The following is a 15421-nucleotide window of genomic DNA, read 5'->3' as shown; positions in this document are numbered from 1 at the left end:
GGTTTTCTGTCCCAAACGTAATGAAATATTGAACAAGTGTCCTCTATATCTTCTTATAGTAATTAACGGATAAATAGTTCTGTGATGAAATTAAGCGGCCACGACAACATAACCATCGTTACACAGTCGCCCGGCCTATCGCCGGAAGCGGTCGAGGTTGTTGTCACGCTGCCAACATTCAAGCGGCCCGATCATCTGCTGAAGACCCTGACTTCGCTGAAAGCACAGATCACAGATCGGGCTTTTGCGATCATCGTCATGGAGAACGAGGCTGAGAAGCGCGAAGGTGCAGCGGCTGCCGCGCCATTGTTCGAAAGCGGTGAATATCGTGGTTTGCTGATCATTGCCCATGATCGCGGCAATTGTAATGCTTACAATGCAGGGTGGCAGACAGCGCTCCAAATATTTCCGAACTTCAAATCATTGGTGGTGATCGACGATGATGAGATCGCGGACCCGCATTGGCTTGAGAATCTCTGCAAGACACGTGAGCTATACAGCGTCGATTTTGTTGGCGGCCCTCAAATCCCGATGTTCGCGAAGCCGGAACATCAGATATGGGCCAGTCACCCTGTGTTCAGCCCGCATTATGACACTACCGGACGTGTGCCAATCATCTACTCATCGGGGAACCTGCTGGTTGGGCGCAATGTGCTTGAGGCAATGCCTTTCCCTTTTCTCGACCTCACTTTCAACTTCATGGGCGGCGGCGATTCAGATTTCATCAGTCGCAGCGTGGTAAAGGGCTTTAAAATCGCTTGGTGCGCGGAAGCGCCGGTGTACGAGACCGTCCCTGCGCGGCGCGTCGAAGCCAACTGGATCAGAGCAAGGGCTTTGCGTAACGGCGTTATTTCAAGCCTTATTGAAAAACGCAAACGCGCCAATGAGCCTTTCGGTAAATTGAAGACGGTTTTGAAGAGCTTGGCTCTTCTCGCTGTTTCGCCATTTCGTGCAGTGATGAAGACGGTGCAAACGGGTTCTCTGTCCATCGGCGTTTATCAGATTTACATTGGGCTTGGCCGCGTTTTGGCAGAATTCGGATATTCGAATGAGCAATATCGGCAACCTGAAAAGAACTGATACCTCTTTGGTGATTCCGACACGACTGGCGGCGAGTCTGCTCGCCGCGCTTATCCTATGCATCCTGCTCGTTTCATTCCGGCCTTTCCAGCCGGCAAGCACTGCCATAGCGGGCGGCGGCGGCGACGTCGTTAATCAGCTTGGATTCGGAGCATTGGGAGGCATCTCGATCCTTGCAATGATCCTGTTCGCCAATCCGCAACGTCTCTGGGCGCTATTAAGCCCTATGTGGATCGTCATGTTCGGCTTCCTGTTTCTCTCTACCATGGTCGCCGTTGATCCCGGCGCTGCACAACGCGCTGTGATTTTTACGGTGATTGGCGTCCTTTGTGTCATAGCGGTTCTTTCGCTACCACCTGACATGGACGGATTTTCGCTGGCGCTGGTCATTGCCGCGACAGCCGTTCTTGCCCTTTCCTACATAGGCCTCGTCATCTTCCCCGATCTGGCCAAGCACACCGCCAGTGAAATTGAATCAGAACATGCCGGACTGTGGCGGGGCATTTTCGCCCATAAGAATGTTGCCGGGCCAGTGATGGCTGCATTTTCGTTTGGCGGCATTTATCTCATCCGGCGTGGCTGGCGAAACAGCGGCATTGCTATTCTTGCATTCGCATTGTTGTTCGTTGCTCATACCGGGTCGAAGACCTCGACGGCACTCGTTCCAATGGTCATTCTGCTTGTCATGCTGCCCGGCCTGTTCGGGTTACGGATATTGACTGCCCTGCTCATTGCGGCGGCACTTGCCGGATTTTTCTTTTTCACCATTGGAACGCTGTTTTTTCCTCCTACACACGACCTATTGCTGCAAATGGGTGCCGATGCGACCTTCACCGGGCGTACATCAATCTGGCAATTCGGGCTTGAGAAGCTCAGTGAGACGCCGTGGCGCGGTTATGGTCTCGAAAGTTTCTGGGAAGCACCAGTCGTGCGGCAGGCGGAAACACCATATTATCTTGATTGGGACGTGCGCGGTATCGTGCATGCTCATAATGGTTATCTCGATATTGCCATTGCAATGGGTGTCCCCGCACTGGTCTGCGCGATAATCGTCCTCGTATTGCTGCCGCTTGTGGACTATGTCCGAACATTGAGAAAACGTGAGAATATCTACCTCTCCGACTTCTTCATGATGTGCCTGACTTTCTCGCTGATGAACGCGTTTCTTGAAAGCTTCTTCTTTCGCCGGGCCGATCCGGTCTGGTTGCTGGTGGTCATGGCGTGTTTTGGCCTGCGCATGACAGCACGGATTCCACTGCCCTCACGCACCTGATTTTGATTGAAGACTGTTGACCCGGCGCTTGCGACCGGATCAAAGTGCCGCCTGTTCAAATGGAGAGAGACAATGGTTGACAATGTGGTTCTGGTTGGTTGCGGCAATATGGGTTTTGCCATGCTCAAGGGCTGGCTGGACGCTGGTATATTGCAACCGGGCCAAGTCACTGTTGTCGAGCCCACGCCAACACTGCTTGAGCGCGCCGCAACGCTCGGTGTGAATGCCGTAGCCGATGCGTCAAGGATCGAAGATGATCTGGCACCGCGCATTATTCTAGTCGCAGTAAAGCCTCAAGTGATGCGCGACGTGCTCCCGGCCTATGAGCGATTTACTGGCACTTCCACATTTGTCAGCGTAGCCGCAGGCATAAAGGTTGCGTTCTTCGAAGAGCATCTTGGCGCTAACGCGGCGATCATTCGCACGATACCCAATACACCGGCTGCAATTGGCAAAGGGATGATCGTCACATTCCGCAACGCGCACGTGAAAGACAGTGATGCAGTTTTTGTCGACAAGCTGCTTGAAACCAGCGGGGCTGTTGCCGCAGTAGATGATGAAAGCCTGATTGATGCTGCCACGGCCGTTTCAGGATCTGGACCGGCTTACGTGTTCCATTTCATCGAAGCTTTGACCGAAGCAGCTGTTGATGCCGGCCTTGAGCGAAAGACTGCGGAAATACTGGCGATGCAGACCGTTTTCGGTGCCGGTGCACTGGCTGCTTCGAGCGAGGATACACCAACCAGGCTTCGCGAACAGGTGACAAGTCCCAAGGGAACAACCGCCGCTGCATTGGATGTGCTGATGGGCGATGACAGGCTAAAAAAGCTGGTATCAGAAGCGGTTGCTGCTGCACATAGACGGGCTGTCGAACTCGGCAATCAGGCATAGAAATACGGCCGGAAACTACCGGCCGCATTTACTTGCTTTGCTGGAGGCAAAGAACATTCTCTGGAACTGTTTAACTCGGCTTTTTGGTAACGAGTGTCAGAAGGCCTTTTGAATCCAGGCTGGCAATCACCACCGCCTCAGATGTCAGGCCCTTTTCCTTCAAGGCGGCGGTTACTTCCGGCGACTTGTCGATGGAAGAACGCAGTTTCTCTACGTCGCCATCGCTTCGCTGGGCAACCGCATCATTAACCTGTGTCTTGGTTGCATCGGGCAATTCATTGATATCGACGATATTGATCGTCGTGATCTGCGGTGCACCGGTTTGAGCCGGAGCTTCACCAGACGGCGTTGTTTCTGCAGCGCTTGGAGGTGTCTGCGGGGCAGTCTGGGCATAGGCGGCCGAAGTGGCCAAGGGGAATGCCGCGCAGAGCGCGAGCACTATCATCTTTCGCATCGTTTTTCCTTTCAGATGATTGGCGAACGATCATCTACTGATGATGCGCGCCACTTCACCTGCGAAATTCGATCTCAACCGGTCGATGATCGGGTTTTTTCAGGGCAATATAATGGCATAAATGTGGCAAACACATTCACACCGGCATGCTCACGGCCGCAGAAGCTGCACTCTGCCCGATCATTGTATTTGCCAGAATTTCATATGATCGAACGCGTGCCGTATGATCGAAAATATGACCTGTGATCATAAGTTCGTCCGCTCCGGTACGATGAATAAACTCCTCGACCCCTGTTTTTATTGCGGGAGCTGCACCGACTACCGAGCACGATAAGGACTGGCGCAAGATTGCCTTCGCATGCAAATCCAGAGTTTCTTCGTAATTTTCAACAGGAGCAGGCAATGGACCGGGATTTCCGGTACGCAGATTTACAAATGCCTGCTGCTGGGATGTTTGCAGAAGCCGCGCTTCATCATCACTATCGGCAGCGAATACATTCAGACCGAGCATCACATAGGGCTTGTCGAGATATCGGGAAGGCTCAAAACGCGCCCGGTAAATCTCGATAGCCCGCTCCATTTCCGCTGGAGCGAAATGCGATGCGAAGGCGTAAGGCAGACCCAATGCAGCAGCAAGCTGCGCACCGAAAAGACTGGAACCCAATATCCAGACAGGGACTTCAAGCCCGGCGCCCGGAACCGCAATAACGTGCTGTCCAACCTGAGGTTCGCTGAAATAACCCAGTAACTCGACCACATCCTGCGGAAATCCATTAATGTCCTGATTGAGATTGCGGCGCAGCGCCTGAGCCGTGATCTGGTCCGTACCGGGAGCGCGCCCAACGCCAAGATCAATGCGGCCCGGATGCAACGAGGCAAGCGTGCCAAAAGCCTCAGCCACCATCAACGGCGAGTGATTGGGCAACATGATGCCCCCGGCACCGAGGCGAATCTTCGAAGTGCCCGCCGCAACATGCGCTATGACAACAGCCGTCGCCGCACTGGCTATGCCACGCATACTGTGATGCTCGGCAAGCCAGAGGCGGTTATAGCCAAGGCGCTCGGCATTCTGCGCGAGATCGAGTGAGTTACTAAGGGACTGCGCAGCGTTGCTGCCTGCTGCAATCGGTGAAAGGTCGAGTACGGATAATGGGATCATGCTCTTCATATAGGCAGCCGCAGGCGGCGCACAATGAGGCTATGTAGTTTCACGATTCACAAAAATTGAACGTCGATTGAATTTGGATTTTGTCGTTCTGTAGATGGAGGAAACTATCCGGCCGTCCCGGTACGTGAGGTAGCCAAGCGTAATTCCATACCGACAACCGGGCGCATTTCCTGCGAAAGCTGTTCGTCGGATTCGCGGATAGCAGTCTCGATGAAATAAGCAATCATTTCAAAGCCTTCATCATCGGCAAGAGCGCACAATCTGGAAAGTTCTGTTTTAAGAACTTCCAATGTCTTGGTCCTCTTGTTCATGCATTCCTCTCCCACAATCTCAGAGAACGTCACGACGTTCTATTAACCCTCGACCGCAGCAGAAATTGAACATCCCGCTGCCAGCATAGCAATTGATCCAACGATACTGTCGCGGACCTGTCATTAATTGTAAATTTATCGCATTGAATCAGATGGTATTTTCCAGCGGGACACTAATACCAAATTTAACGTTTTGAAAAGATCAAAAATTGCCTGATCTTCTTTCAATATATACGCTTTAACATAAAATTAATTTAAATTTTTATGGGAATACATGCAACCCTGTGACTTCATTCAATAACTTACTTTTCTTGTCTAGAAGCTGGACATCTGCACTTCTGGCTTTCCGCACATCTTTTTTGATCCAGTCTTTGTTGCATGATCGATAATACCCGATGCAAGATCTGAAACGACTTCGATGGCGATATCTTCAGGTAACCCGGTTTCAGCCATTCCTGCCCGCATAGCCGCTTCGCTACCCTCTGTACCGGTACCGCAGATATAAGCTTTGGCCTCCAAAACGGCCGCTTTCTGGAACTTCTTATTGCTGATATCGGCGCTCTCACCTTCCGTCTCGACCGCTCCCTTTATGCTGAAAGCGTGACCAGCGGTTACGGGAGCGAGCATAACGAACGCGACTGTTGCAACAATCATTGATGATCTTAAAAAGTGCATGATACGCCCTTTCCAACCATTCTTTCAAAGCGCGGCGATTTTCGCCGTTTTCAGCTTCGTTAATGCATTATAAACGATAATCGCCCGCTTGTGTTCCGTGATCCTCTTCAACTGGCTGTGATGCAGTCTCACTTGACGATCAAGTGAAAGGGAAATGCTGCATTGCACCAATTGCAATGCTGCTATGCAATATTGTCTGTATTAAATCACGGCGGTTGAGTTATCTTCAAATCAGGAATTTTCGACAGCGTCACCTCCTCCCGACCCTGTCGAAACGGACGGTCTCTTCTCCTCCCAGAAGGCCCTCCATAACCAACGAAACCCACCGCACCTCCTCCCGCGGTGGGTTTTGTTGTTTCAAGGCCTCTTTCGTTACCGAAAACAAAAATGCCGCTTCACTCCTTGCGAAATGAAACGGCATTGAAATTATTGAAACGTCAGGCGAATTATTGTTTGCCTGTTTCTACTTTGCGTCTTGCCACGCTTTCTTCGAGCGTCAGCTTCTTTTCTGGCTTGGCACGTTCGGTCAGTGACTTTGGCGGCGGCACGAAAGAGAAATCCTTGACCGGCGAGTTGGCAGGAACACTGCTTGTCGGACTAGTGCAACCGGCTACGACGATTGCTGACAGGATAATCAGGGTAGATGCAACTCGCATTCAACTTTCCTTTGCATGAAACGCCGTTGAGCAGCGCCGGGCGATCAAACGCGACGCATTATGATAGCGGTTGACCATCGAATAATGGCGATAGCGCGTCAACGGACAAGAATTGCCCGCAAATCATTGACGTTTGTTCCAGTCGGTCCCGGCACGAATAAATCGTCTATTGCATTGAATGCCGTCCAGGCATTGTTGCCATTGAGATAGGCTGATGCGTCATGTCCCTTACGTAGCAGGCGTTCTACGCTCGTACTGTCTGCAAATGCACCGGCATTGTCTTCAGAGCCATCGATACCGTCCGTATCGGCTGCAAAGGCAGTGATACCGGTCGCACCGTCTATATCCATCGCAAGTGACAGCAGAAACTCGGTGTTGCGACCGCCTTTGCCCTTGCCACGCACCGTAACCGTAGTCTCGCCGCCGGAAAGGATCACCACCGGCTTTGTAAAGGGCTGGTTTTTTGCAAGCACATGCTTTGCCAACGCTGCATGAACATGGGCAACCTCCCGCGCCTCCCCCTCGATGGCATCAGAAAGGATAACCGCGGCTACACCATTCTCTCTGGCCACATTGGCAGCCGCTTCCAGCGACACGCCGGCAGAGGCAATAACATGGCGTTCGTGATTGTTGAAAACTGCATCACCCGGCTTTGGAGCATCCGCAGCAGGGGAGCCCAGATGGTTAAGAGCCGCTGGCGGTAAGTCGAGACTATAACGTTTGACAATTGCCAGCGCTTCTTCACGTGTTGTCTCATCAGGAACCGTTGGGCCGGAAGCCACAAAAGCTGGGTTGTCGCCCGGAATATCGGACACGATAAGCGAATAGACACGGGCTGGATACGCAGCGGCAGCAAGACGCCCGCCCTTGATCGTGGAAAGATGCTTGCGCACCGCATTCATCGCAGAAATAGGCGCGCCCGAAGCCAGAAGCACCTTGTTGACGGCAATCTCGTCATCAATGGTCATGCCTTTCGGCGGTGAAGGCAGTAATGCAGACCCGCCCCCCGATACAAGTGCAATGACGAGATCATCTGCGGTCAGACCGGATACGCTTTCCAGAAGTCGCTTCGAGGCGATAAGTCCGGCAGCATCAGGCACCGGATGGGAAGCCTCGATGATCTCGATGTGTTTGCAGGCAGCGCCAAAACCATAGCGGGTCACCACGAGACCCTCGACATCCGCTCCGGGGTGTTTAACTGCCCAAGCCTTTTCGAAAGCACTCGCCATTTGCGCAGAGCCTTTACCCGCACCGATGACGATTGTCCGGCCTTTCGGTCTTGGCGGAAGGTGCGATGCAATCGTTCGTTCGGGATCGGCAGCATTAACCGCTGCCTCAAATAGCTTCGTGAAAAATTCCCTGTCGCACATAGGTGTCAAACTTCCAGATCGAATACGAAAACACCGGACGGGCCACCGACAGCTGAAGATACGATGCGTCCGCCAATTGCCTGATGTTCAGGATCAACGAGATATGCATCCCGCGCTGCACCATCCGTGAAATCGAGAATGAAACCCTCGGAATAATCCTTATCCATCCCAGCCTCGGGACTGACATTGACACCGGATTTGAAACTTAGAGCGCCCGGCAAGCGCTTACAGAGTTTGTCTAGATCATCATAACAAGCCTGTCGCTCGGACGTGGGCACGTCGTCACGAAAATGAATAAACACACAATGCCGGATCATGGCGAAGCCTTCCTTCAAGATATTGGATGCGCATCCTGACTGGATCGCTGAAAATTGCGAGTAATATTTCCGCTCATTTTATAGTATTTCTTCCCGCAAACATCAGCTCAGAATACGCTCAACAGACAGCGCCATAGCGAGAAGACGCCGGTCCGTGCCGTGCTGTCCCATCAACATTAGTCCTGCGGGTATCGCCAATCCCGGCATCGGAAGACTTATGGCAGTCAAATCAAACTGGTTGGCAACCTGCGTATTGCGCAAAAGCAATGACTCGGTTTCGCGATAGAATTCCTGCTCGGCGACAGCTTCGACAGTTGGCGCCAAGATCGGAACGGTTGGCAAGGCCAGGAGATCATACGCCTTGATCCTCTGGTCCATGTCACGCACCAGCAATTGGCGCTTCATCATGATTTCTATGTAGTCAGACTCGGATATCTCAAGCCTTCGCACCAGCGGACGTTGCACGCGCTGATCTACATCCAGCGTATTGTCATGCAACCATCCCGCATGAATCCTGCTGGCTTCAATGCCGGCAATCGAGCCTATCGACGTTGCCTGAGCCATTGCGTCAATCAGATCATCTATCGAGCACTCGACGATAACCGCTCCAGCTTTCTCGCAAGCCCGCAGGCCTGAGGCGAATGCCTTTTCAACCTCCGGCTCCATGTTTTCGAACAAAACACCATGGGGCACGCCGATACGGAGATTTGCCAGGGAAACACTATCGAGCATCCGTGGATGCTCGCCAGCCAGGACCGAATCGGTGATCGCGCAGTCCGACACGTTGCGTGCCAAAGGCCCTACGGAATCCAGACTGGGCGAAAGCGGAAAAGCGCCTTGCAAAGGCACACGCTTGGCAGTTGGCTTGAAACCTGTAACGCCGTTCAAAGCTGCGGGAATTCGGATCGAGCCGCCGGTATCTGAGCCAATTGAAATTTCGCTCGTACCTTCGGCAACAGATATTCCAGCGCCTGTCGAAGAACCTCCGGCAATGCGCAAAGGATCAATTGCATTGCCGGCAACCGGATGATGCGGGTTTAAACCAACGGCAGTAAACGCGAATTCGGTCATCAGTGTTTTACCGACAATCACGGCACCCGCAGCACGCAATCTTTGTACAATGAGCGCGTCCTCGCCCGCCGCTAAAGCCGTATTGCGTATAACGGAGCCGGCCAATGTGACCTCGCCGGTAATATCGAAAAGGTCTTTGATGGAAACAATTCGCCCATCCAGCGGACCGAGTGTTTTATTCCCTCGAATTCGCTTGTCGGAAGCTTCAGCTTCCCGGCGCGCAGAATTAGCGTAGACCCGCGTAAAAACCCGCTCATCCGACTGGCGTTCCTTCAAATGCGCAAGTATTTGCTCAAGCCTTTGCAGGGTTGTCAGGTTTGGCTTTGACAAGAGAGTATCCCGCTGGAAATGTTGCAGTTACACTTCTATAGCGCGAAGGCATTAACGATTAAAGCCCGGTAACGTGCCATGCAGTGGGCGCAATGGTGCGTTGCAACATTCGCAGTTTTAAATCGATATTATTTGAAGCAAGCTGTGTCACAGGGAGGATCACGATAAAAGGGGTAAAAACCATGAGCCTTCGCAATCGCATCCAGAAATACCGTCAGTACCGCCAGAATCTCCACGAGCTGCGTCTTTGCAGCGATCGCAACCTTGCTGATCTTGGAATTTCCCGCGCAGATATCCGCCAGATTGCCTGGACGGCCTGCAACTGATCAGACTGCATAATTCAAGAAAGGCGCCGTGAGCTTTGCTCCGGCGCTTTTTCGTTTGTGGAATGCCTGCTCACATTTGCGACCGCTGAATCAAAATCGCGATAAAAAGCCCAATTGATGGAACGGTGTTTACCAGCAACCCAAGAACGCCCAACAGGCGCCAGCGCTCTTTCCGGATAAGTGAACCGACAGCGAGCGCGGCACCGCAGACGCCTGATCCGACCATGGCAATGACAATCCCTCCAATAACAGCGAGGCCATCAGCTACGCTCGCAAACAACACGGCGGCCAATACGCCGCCTATCGGAGCGAGAAGCGATAAAATCGCCAAAGCAGGGGAACTGGTGCTCCGACTTTCCGCTGGCGAAAGGACGATCGGGTTGTTCAACAAAATACCTCGGAGTATGGGCGTTGCGGTCTGTATCCCATGAAATTCATATATACAGCCTGATTGCAGGCAAATGCCACACTTGACTGACAAGACATAGATGGCACATTTCCAACCATGTCCTGTCCAGAATGCGGTCATACGTTAACAAGTACAGTTCAAGGCCTGAGCCTGAACGTGACTTGCAGTAATTGCAGTTGGATGGTTTCGACTACAAATCAGGATCACGCCGCTTTCGACCAAACAGAATATACCGTGCGTCTGGTACCAATGCCCTTCCTCCGAAAGGAGGCAATCATTGACCTTTCGGCAGTTCTGAACATTAGCGTCGCCGATACCAGAGAGCGGATGAATGAGGGCAAACCCATAGCCGAAGACCTAACTGCAATGGAAGCGATGCGGCTGCGTAAAGAATTCTCACTGCGCGGCATTGAAGTTGCTTTCACCCCGCCCCTTGAATGGAAAGATGACGGTACATCGCCGCAGTGAGTTGACGACAATGCACACTTCCAACACTCCAGCCTCACGTTGCACGGAGCTTTCCAAACCGATACTAACCATGTGGCTGCGCTGCGGTCGCGGCACCATGATTCAGCAGAATCCAAATCTAAAGTGAAGATTACAAAGTGATCAAAGCATTCATCATTCATCTGTCGCGATCCAAGGACAGGCAGCAGCAGGTCGATCTGCTCAGTCAAACGCTTCCTGTTCCGACAGACGTGATCGACGCTGTGGATGCCCGAAACTTGACCGACGAGGATGTTCAACGTGTCTACAAGCCCGGGCTGTATGCGCCGCGCTATCCGTTTGCTCTCAATATCAGGGAGATCGCATGCTTCCTGTCTCATCGGAAAGCCTGGCAAGCTATCGTGGATCAGAAGCTCACGGCGGGGCTGGTGCTTGAAGATGATGTCGCTTTAACGCCGGATTTTGCCAAGGCTTACGCCGCTGCTGCCGAGTTTGTCCGGCCCGAGGATTTTATCCGCTTCCCTTTCCGCCCGCACCGGGAAAACGGACCAGAGATATTTGCCGCAGGTAGTACGCGAATATTGCGGGCCAAACCTGTGGGACTGGGAATGGTGATGCAACTTGTCGGCCACGATGCGGCCAAACAATTGCTGGCGGTCACCGAAACCTTTGACCGTCCGGTAGACACGACATTGCAGATGAATTGGATAACCGGACTATCGCCACTTGCGGTTGTTCCCGGCGGTGTCAAAGAAGTTTCGTCGCAACTTGGCGGCAGTACGATCCAGCAGCAAAAACCTTTGCTTGAAAAACTGCAGCGCGAGATATTGCGGCCGATTTACCGCATGCGGGTCAAAGCTTATTCCCGTCAGGAGGGGAAGTGACCATGGCCGTCCCTATCCTCCTCTATCACCAGATCGCGACACCCCCGGGCCACAAGACTCCCTATCGAAGCATGCTCGTCAGTCCGGAAGCATTCAGACGTCAGATGGCATGGCTCAAACGACTTGGCTTTCAGGGGCTCTCGATGCGCGAATGCATGCCATACATCACCGGCCGGAAAACCGGGAAGGTAGCCGCTATAACCTTCGATGACGGCTTCACCAATGTTTATCAGAACGCCATGCCCATCCTGCACGAGTTTGGCTTTACCGCGACAAACTTTTTTGTCAGCAACCAAATCGGCGGATCGAACGAATGGGATCAGCCACTCGGCGTTTTACCAGCGCCCTGCATGGATATGGATCAGGTCAGGCAATGGCTTTCGGCAGGCCACGAAGTGGGCGCGCATACGATGGACCATGTGCATTTAAGCCAGCTTTCGGAAAAGCAGGCATTTGAGCAGCTCTCGCTTTGCAAGGAAGCGTTGCAAGCGATCACTGGCGATGTTGTCGATTCCTTTGCATACCCTTACGGCGATCATAACGACCAAGTACGGGAACTCGTGCGTCAGGCAGGTTATACCGTAGCTGGCGGCACTGAACGGCGACGCGCAACAAGCCAAGACGATTTGATGAACCTGCCGAGGCTGACGATCCGCCGGGATGATACGTGGCTGCATTTCGTAGCAAAGTGCCTGCTGCGCTGAGTCTTGGCGGCTGCTTGTGATGCTTTCGGGACGAAGGAGGCTGTATCGTGGCGGACATCAAAATCGAAACTTCGCGCCTTACCCTCCGACCTTGGCGTGAGGAAGACATCGAACAACTCACGCTAGGCTTGAACGATCTCAAGCTCGCAAAATGGCTGGCTTTCGTCCCTCACCCCTACTCGACATCAAACGTCAAAGACTGGGTCAAGCGATGCCAGGAAATTTCAAATGCAGGCAGTCGGCCGGTTGCCTACGAATTTGCGGTTGAACTCAAACCCGAGCGAAAAGTGATCGGAGGCGTCAGTCTCAATAAGATAGACTGGAAAGCCGGAACCGGTGGTGGTGGAATTTGGATAGCCGACGACTATAAAGCATTACTCACGGCCAGACCAAGGCACTAGCCAACGCTCAAGCCGTCGCAGCCCGACTTCAAGAATGAAAGCTATAATGGCAATGGTGAATATGCCCATGATCACCACATCGGTGACAAGAAATTGCGCGGCCGATTGAATCATGAATCCTAAGCCGCGCGTCGCTGCTACGAGTTCGGCAGCGACGAGCGTTGTCCAGCCCGTACCCAGCGCAATGCGCAACCCAGTCAGAATTGAGGGAGTTGCACTGGGTAGAATGACATTCAGCACCAGTTGAATGCGGCTGGCGCCAAGCGTCTTTGCTGCGTTGATACGGTCATGCGAAACGCCGCGAACACCTGATGCAGTCGAGATGGCAATGGGCGCCAGCATGGCAATCGCAATGACAAGTATTTTAGACGACTCGCCAATACCGAACCAGATGATCACCAGAGGCAGATATGCGAGTGGAGGGATTGGTCTCAGGAATTCAAGTATGGGATCGAAAATACCTCTCCCGATACTACTCACGCCAATGGCGATACCAATGGGGATAGCGACCAGCAGCGAAAAGAACAGGGCAGCGAACACCCGGATCAAGCTTGCGCTTAAATGCTGCCAAAGCGTTGCATCGACAAAGCCGTTCACGGCTACACTATAAAACTTCCAGAGCACGGCCAGCGGCGAAGGAAGGAAAACCGGAGACACAAGCTTGAAATATGCGCTAAGGGACCATGCCAGGAAGAATATGAGTATAGTGGCAATGCTGATTGCCCGTGTGCTCCAAAGCTCGTTCACCTTTGCGCGCGGCGTCACCGGCGACGCCGGTTTAAGTTCAGCGATGTCGTGTTGGGTTTCAATGGAGAGCGTCACACTGTTTCTCCATCGAAGATTGAGTCTTCAATCTCTGCGCGCGCTCGCGCAAAAGCGGGATCGGCTTTGATTGATCGCACTGTTTCGCCCTTAGCATAGCGCCGCCCAAACCCGACTTCGATCTCGCGAACGATGCGGCCGGGTCCCGGTGCCAGAATCACAATACGCGTAGCAAGCAATAGTGCTTCATCAATCCCGTGCGTGACCATGAGAACGCCAGTTTTACTTTCTACCCATATGTCCAGAAGCAGCGTTTGCATGCGCTCCCTTGTCAATGCATCAAGGGCACCTAAAGGTTCATCCATGAGCAGGAAAGCAGGCTGTGCCGCCAGAGCCCGGGCAAGCCCAACCCGTTGCCGCATACCGCCCGACAACTCCCAGATCGATTTGTCTCCAAACCCGTCGAGCTTGACCAGACCAAGCAGTCTGTCTGCAATCTCGCCGCGCTCCTTGCGGGAGATGCCACGTAGTTTGAGTGCAAACGCCACATTCTCGCGAGCATTGAGCCAAGGAAAGAGGGCGTCGTTTTGGAATACCAAGGCCCGGTCCGCACCGGGATGGGTTACAAGTTTGCCATCGACCCTGACGGTGCCATCTGTTGGCTTCATCAAGCCTGCAACGACATTGAGCAGTGTAGTCTTTCCGCAACCGGAACGACCGACCAGCACAACGAATTCGCCGGACTTTACAGAAGTGGACGCATGAACCAGAGCCGGCCATTGCTGGCCGGAATAATGAACAGAAATATTCTCAACGGCAAGATGAGGCATAATTTTCCAATTGACCCGCTCGCGGTTCCATTAATTGGAAACTGCTGCCTCTTTGACATATTTCGTTGTGACATAGCCGCTATAGTCAGGCAGGACAGCGTCGATCTTGCCCTGTTCCTTGAGGAACTCCGACGTTGCCGCAATAGCCTTTACGGTATCGCCTCCAAGGAACTTGTCCGATGCCTGCTCTGCCAAGGTCGGGAAAACGTAACCTTTAAGCAGCGACGGTACCTCATCCAGTTTCGCTCCCGTCAAACGGCCGATCTTTTCAGCTTGAGGAGAGGAAGCCGACCAGGCTTCCGGCTTTGCCAGATAATCGGCGTATGCCTGACCTGTAGTCTTGACAAAATCACGGACTGCATCCGGGTGTTTCTCTGCGAATTCTGTCCGGACAATCCAAGCATCAAAGGTAGGCGCACCCCACTCCGCGACTTTAGCGGAATCCACTATGATGGTGCCATTTGTGCGAATTTGCCCCAGCGCGGGGTCCCACACATATGCGGCGTCGATATCACCGCGCTCCCATGCTGCGGCAATTTCCGGCGGACGCAAATTGAGAATATCTACAGTTTTCGGATCAACATTCTCATGTTTCAGGGCGGCCAACAGACTGTAATGCGTCGTGGAGACAAACGGTACCGCCACTTTCTTTCCAGCCAAATCAGCAATCTTCGAAACACCGGAACCATTGCGCGCGACCAGCGCTTCAGACTCGCCGATTAGCCCAACTACGAGAATTGTCTGAATTGGCAGTTCACGACTGGCGGCAGCAGCCAGCGGACTGGACCCGACATATCCGATGTCAACCGAGCCCGAAGCTACAGCCGTGATAACATCCGCGCCGGAATCGAACTTTCGCCAGTCGATTTTTGCGCCGGTGACTTTCTCATAACTGCCATCAGCCTGCGGCACTTTTGATGGCTCTACGACTGTCTGATAGGCAATGGTAAATTTTAGATCTTCGGCCTGGGCAGGGCCGAACCCTCCGACAACCAGCATGACGGTGCTTGCAAGAAACAATTGGCGACGATTTAGCATTGAGAGCCGATCCTTGTTGAAACC

At 52.9% G+C, this 15421-nt stretch carries 20 protein-coding genes; 8 read left to right on the top strand and 12 right to left on the bottom strand.

Features of this window, described 5'->3' with window-relative positions:
• The first annotated feature begins 84 nt into the window (after nucleotides 1-84).
• The 3 genes from ABKW30_RS19260 to proC all read left to right on the top strand — a co-directional run bounded on the left by ABKW30_RS19260 (nucleotide 85) and on the right by proC (nucleotide 3244).
• A complete protein-coding gene (locus ABKW30_RS19260; protein WP_348600822.1) occupies nucleotides 85-1080 on the top strand; it encodes a glycosyltransferase in 996 nt (331 codons plus the stop codon).
• Nucleotides 1049-2353: an O-antigen ligase gene (locus tag ABKW30_RS19255; protein ID WP_348600540.1), complete on the top strand. Its 1305-nt coding sequence runs from the start codon at nucleotides 1049-1051 to the stop codon at nucleotides 2351-2353. The genes ABKW30_RS19260 and ABKW30_RS19255 overlap by 32 nt, the downstream gene beginning before the upstream one ends.
• A gap of 72 nt (nucleotides 2354-2425) precedes the next feature.
• Nucleotides 2426-3244, top strand: coding sequence for a pyrroline-5-carboxylate reductase (proC, locus tag ABKW30_RS19250; protein ID WP_348600539.1), 819 nt, complete (start codon nucleotides 2426-2428; stop codon nucleotides 3242-3244).
• A gap of 70 nt (nucleotides 3245-3314) precedes the next feature.
• On the opposite strand, the gene ABKW30_RS19245 is transcribed toward proC, so the two are convergent.
• From ABKW30_RS19245 to ABKW30_RS19210, 8 genes are all read right to left on the bottom strand, one after another.
• Complete coding sequence (locus ABKW30_RS19245) at nucleotides 3315-3698, bottom strand: hypothetical protein (RefSeq protein WP_348600538.1); 384 nt, start codon at nucleotides 3696-3698, stop codon at nucleotides 3315-3317.
• A 136-nt stretch (nucleotides 3699-3834) separates the two neighbouring features.
• Entirely contained in the window at nucleotides 3835-4857 is a 1023-nt protein-coding gene (locus tag ABKW30_RS19240; protein WP_348600821.1) for an LLM class flavin-dependent oxidoreductase, read from the bottom strand.
• A gap of 113 nt (nucleotides 4858-4970) precedes the next feature.
• Nucleotides 4971-5177, bottom strand: coding sequence for a hypothetical protein (locus ABKW30_RS19235; protein ID WP_348600537.1), 207 nt, complete (start codon nucleotides 5175-5177; stop codon nucleotides 4971-4973).
• A 315-nt stretch (nucleotides 5178-5492) separates the two neighbouring features.
• Complete coding sequence (locus tag ABKW30_RS19230) at nucleotides 5493-5852, bottom strand: hypothetical protein (RefSeq protein WP_348600536.1); 360 nt, start codon at nucleotides 5850-5852, stop codon at nucleotides 5493-5495.
• 446 nt (nucleotides 5853-6298) lie between these two features.
• The gene (locus ABKW30_RS19225; protein ID WP_348600535.1) at nucleotides 6299-6508 is read right to left on the bottom strand and encodes a hypothetical protein; all 210 of its coding nucleotides are present in this window, start codon (nucleotides 6506-6508) and stop codon (nucleotides 6299-6301) included.
• A 98-nt stretch (nucleotides 6509-6606) separates the two neighbouring features.
• Nucleotides 6607-7887, bottom strand: a complete 1281-nt coding sequence (locus ABKW30_RS19220; protein WP_348600534.1) for a glycerate kinase — start codon at nucleotides 7885-7887, stop codon at nucleotides 6607-6609.
• Complete coding sequence (locus ABKW30_RS19215) at nucleotides 7884-8195, bottom strand: Dabb family protein (protein WP_348600533.1); 312 nt, start codon at nucleotides 8193-8195, stop codon at nucleotides 7884-7886. The genes ABKW30_RS19220 and ABKW30_RS19215 overlap by 4 nt, the downstream gene beginning before the upstream one ends.
• Nucleotides 8196-8297: 102 nt before the next feature.
• A complete protein-coding gene (locus ABKW30_RS19210; RefSeq protein ID WP_348600532.1) occupies nucleotides 8298-9596 on the bottom strand; it encodes an amidase in 1299 nt (432 codons plus the stop codon).
• 182 nt (nucleotides 9597-9778) lie between these two features.
• On the opposite strand from ABKW30_RS19210, the gene ABKW30_RS19205 reads away from it, so the two are divergent.
• On the top strand, nucleotides 9779-9922 hold the full coding sequence (locus ABKW30_RS19205) for a DUF1127 domain-containing protein (RefSeq protein WP_348600531.1): 144 nt from the start codon (nucleotides 9779-9781) through the stop codon (nucleotides 9920-9922).
• Nucleotides 9923-9992: 70 nt separating this feature from the next.
• On the opposite strand, the gene ABKW30_RS19200 is transcribed toward ABKW30_RS19205, so the two are convergent.
• On the bottom strand, nucleotides 9993-10310 hold the full coding sequence (locus ABKW30_RS19200; protein WP_348600530.1) for a hypothetical protein: 318 nt from the start codon (nucleotides 10308-10310) through the stop codon (nucleotides 9993-9995).
• 201 nt (nucleotides 10311-10511) lie between these two features.
• Here ABKW30_RS19200 and ABKW30_RS19195 point away from each other — a divergent pair, with 201 nt between their 5' ends.
• The 4 genes from ABKW30_RS19195 to ABKW30_RS19180 all read left to right on the top strand — a co-directional run bounded on the left by ABKW30_RS19195 (nucleotide 10512) and on the right by ABKW30_RS19180 (nucleotide 12767).
• On the top strand, nucleotides 10512-10799 hold the full coding sequence (locus tag ABKW30_RS19195; protein ID WP_348600529.1) for a hypothetical protein: 288 nt from the start codon (nucleotides 10512-10514) through the stop codon (nucleotides 10797-10799).
• A 137-nt stretch (nucleotides 10800-10936) separates the two neighbouring features.
• Entirely contained in the window at nucleotides 10937-11662 is a 726-nt protein-coding gene (locus tag ABKW30_RS19190; RefSeq protein ID WP_348600528.1) for a glycosyltransferase family 25 protein, read from the top strand.
• A gap of 2 nt (nucleotides 11663-11664) precedes the next feature.
• Nucleotides 11665-12366, top strand: coding sequence for a polysaccharide deacetylase family protein (locus tag ABKW30_RS19185; RefSeq protein WP_348600527.1), 702 nt, complete (start codon nucleotides 11665-11667; stop codon nucleotides 12364-12366).
• Nucleotides 12367-12413: 47 nt separating this feature from the next.
• Complete coding sequence (locus tag ABKW30_RS19180; RefSeq protein ID WP_348600526.1) at nucleotides 12414-12767, top strand: GNAT family N-acetyltransferase; 354 nt, start codon at nucleotides 12414-12416, stop codon at nucleotides 12765-12767.
• On the opposite strand, the gene ABKW30_RS19175 is transcribed toward ABKW30_RS19180, so the two are convergent.
• Genes ABKW30_RS19175 through tauA form a run of 3 tightly spaced genes read right to left on the bottom strand, consistent with a single transcriptional unit; the run spans nucleotide 12741 to nucleotide 15358 of the window.
• Nucleotides 12741-13532 carry an ABC transporter permease subunit gene (locus ABKW30_RS19175; protein WP_348600820.1) on the bottom strand — a complete coding sequence of 264 codons (792 nt, stop codon included), beginning with the start codon at nucleotides 13530-13532 and terminating at the stop codon, nucleotides 12741-12743. The two genes, ABKW30_RS19180 and ABKW30_RS19175, sit on opposite strands and share 27 nt — an antisense overlap.
• Nucleotides 13533-13585: 53 nt before the next feature.
• Complete coding sequence (locus ABKW30_RS19170; protein ID WP_348600525.1) at nucleotides 13586-14359, bottom strand: taurine ABC transporter ATP-binding protein; 774 nt, start codon at nucleotides 14357-14359, stop codon at nucleotides 13586-13588.
• Nucleotides 14360-14389: 30 nt separating this feature from the next.
• Complete coding sequence (tauA, locus tag ABKW30_RS19165; protein WP_348600819.1) at nucleotides 14390-15358, bottom strand: taurine ABC transporter substrate-binding protein; 969 nt, start codon at nucleotides 15356-15358, stop codon at nucleotides 14390-14392.
• Nucleotides 15359-15421 lie beyond the last annotated feature (63 nt).

The organism is Phyllobacterium sp. SB3 (assembly GCF_040009165.1).
Lineage (GTDB): Bacteria > Pseudomonadota > Alphaproteobacteria > Rhizobiales > Rhizobiaceae > Phyllobacterium.
This window is presented reverse-complemented; position numbering and strand designations above follow the sequence as displayed.

Coding starts and splice junctions, on each gene's coding strand:
- ABKW30_RS19260 (WP_348600822.1), top strand. CDS start 85: ATGAAATTAAGCGGCCACGACAACATAACCATCGTTACACAGTCGCCC.
- ABKW30_RS19255 (WP_348600540.1), top strand. CDS start 1,049: ATGAGCAATATCGGCAACCTGAAAAGAACTGATACCTCTTTGGTGATT.
- proC (WP_348600539.1), top strand. CDS start 2,426: ATGGTTGACAATGTGGTTCTGGTTGGTTGCGGCAATATGGGTTTTGCC.
- ABKW30_RS19245 (WP_348600538.1), bottom strand. CDS start 3,698: ATGCGAAAGATGATAGTGCTCGCGCTCTGCGCGGCATTCCCCTTGGCC.
- ABKW30_RS19240 (WP_348600821.1), bottom strand. CDS start 4,857: ATGATCCCATTATCCGTACTCGACCTTTCACCGATTGCAGCAGGCAGC.
- ABKW30_RS19235 (WP_348600537.1), bottom strand. CDS start 5,177: ATGAACAAGAGGACCAAGACATTGGAAGTTCTTAAAACAGAACTTTCC.
- ABKW30_RS19230 (WP_348600536.1), bottom strand. CDS start 5,852: ATGCACTTTTTAAGATCATCAATGATTGTTGCAACAGTCGCGTTCGTT.
- ABKW30_RS19225 (WP_348600535.1), bottom strand. CDS start 6,508: ATGCGAGTTGCATCTACCCTGATTATCCTGTCAGCAATCGTCGTAGCC.
- ABKW30_RS19215 (WP_348600533.1), bottom strand. CDS start 8,195: ATGATCCGGCATTGTGTGTTTATTCATTTTCGTGACGACGTGCCCACG.
- ABKW30_RS19205 (WP_348600531.1), top strand. CDS start 9,779: ATGAGCCTTCGCAATCGCATCCAGAAATACCGTCAGTACCGCCAGAAT.
- ABKW30_RS19195 (WP_348600529.1), top strand. CDS start 10,512: ATGGTTTCGACTACAAATCAGGATCACGCCGCTTTCGACCAAACAGAA.
- ABKW30_RS19185 (WP_348600527.1), top strand. CDS start 11,665: ATGGCCGTCCCTATCCTCCTCTATCACCAGATCGCGACACCCCCGGGC.
- ABKW30_RS19170 (WP_348600525.1), bottom strand. CDS start 14,359: ATGCCTCATCTTGCCGTTGAGAATATTTCTGTTCATTATTCCGGCCAG.
- tauA (WP_348600819.1), bottom strand. CDS start 15,358: ATGCTGGTTGTCGGAGGGTTCGGCCCTGCCCAGGCCGAAGATCTAAAA.